General features: G+C 47.3%; 3 protein-coding genes and 1 tRNA gene. 3 read left to right on the top strand and 1 reads right to left on the bottom strand.

Annotated elements, in window-relative coordinates; all coding sequences use genetic code 11:
- From QZ506_RS16375 to QZ506_RS16365, 3 genes are all read left to right on the top strand, one after another.
- Positions 1-131: IS1 family transposase (locus QZ506_RS16375; RefSeq protein ID WP_291972519.1), on the top strand; the 131-nt coding region annotated here is incomplete at its 5' end.
- Positions 132-413: 282 nt separating this feature from the next.
- Complete coding sequence (secG, locus tag QZ506_RS16370) at positions 414-749, top strand: preprotein translocase subunit SecG (protein WP_291972517.1); 336 nt, start codon at positions 414-416, stop codon at positions 747-749.
- Between the two features lie 16 nt (positions 750-765).
- Positions 766-852 (top strand) — tRNA-Leu (locus QZ506_RS16365).
- Here the strand turns inward: QZ506_RS16365 and QZ506_RS16360 are convergent.
- Entirely contained in the window at positions 823-1,047 is a 225-nt protein-coding gene (locus QZ506_RS16360; RefSeq protein WP_291972515.1) for a hypothetical protein, read from the bottom strand. The genes QZ506_RS16365 and QZ506_RS16360 overlap by 30 nt on opposite strands.
- Positions 1,048-1,133: the final 86 nt, after the last annotated feature.

Genomic DNA, 1,133 nt, shown 5'->3' with positions numbered 1-1,133 from the left:
TTGAGCGTGCACATCTGACACTGCGTAACCGATTGCAACGGCTCAATAGCAAGACGCTCGGATATTCAAAATCATCCGAAATGCACGATAGGATCATCGGTACTTACATCGAACGCGAGTACTACGTTTGATGCTACATCAACTCATTGAATACACGACAAATTTCTTGGGTATTGTGCTGTCTTTGTGGTCTATAACGAAGACAGCCTATTTACCCATTGAGTGGTTTAGACGTTTTTTTCCGCAACCGCATTGATCTTTCTAAAATACACTTGCGTCACCCAGTGGGTTTAGTTAGTATTCAGACCCGCTCTACTGGGGACAAATGCTGTCCGCTGAGCGAGATGTGTGCGGTTTGCCGCGAGAATTTAGCCTCCTCATCGGATGATGGGGAAACAGTTACGGGTACTATCATGTACGAAGCTCTTTTAGTCATTTTCCTGTTGGTTGCATTAGGCCTGGTAGGTCTGATCATGCTGCAACAAGGTAAAGGTGCTGATATGGGTGCCTCGTTCGGAGCTGGGGCGTCTGCGACGCTGTTCGGTTCGAGCGGTTCCGGTAACTTTATGACACGTATGACCGCTGCATTGGCGACGTTGTTTTTCGTCCTCAGCTTGGTCTTAGGGAACATGAGTTCACATCAGAGCAAGGGCGGCAGTGAGTGGGATAATCTGGGCCAGCCAGCTCAGTTTGAACAGCCTGCTACGCCAGCAGCACCGGCTGCATCTGCGAGTGACATTCCCAAGTAATTGACAGATTTCGGATGCCGAGGTGGTGGAATTGGTAGACACGCTACCTTGAGGTGGTAGTGCCCAATTGGGCTTACGGGTTCAAGTCCCGTCCTCGGTACCAATAATAAGAAAAGACGTCGATTGACGTCTTTTTTGGTCGTGTGTTCAATATGTTGATTGCAGTGTGAAATGTCCGGTTTTGGATGTGGAATACAGTGGCTAAAGTTGATGTAAGATGCCCGTTTTGTGAACAGACATCTCCTGGGCTTTGTTGAATAAATAGAACTTTTGGGTAATCATCGGAGCAGATCACCACAGTTGTTTCAAAATCAGGTCTCCATGGCAAAACAAAATTTTAAAATCACCAACTGGCCCTCTTATAACAAGGCCCTAAAGCAGCGC

The organism is Candidatus Symbiopectobacterium sp. (assembly GCF_020054415.1).
In the GTDB taxonomy this organism is placed as follows: domain Bacteria; phylum Pseudomonadota; class Gammaproteobacteria; order Enterobacterales; family Enterobacteriaceae; genus Symbiopectobacterium.
This window is presented reverse-complemented; position numbering and strand designations above follow the sequence as displayed.

Coding starts and splice junctions, on each gene's coding strand:
- secG (WP_291972517.1), top strand. CDS start 414: ATGTACGAAGCTCTTTTAGTCATTTTCCTGTTGGTTGCATTAGGCCTG.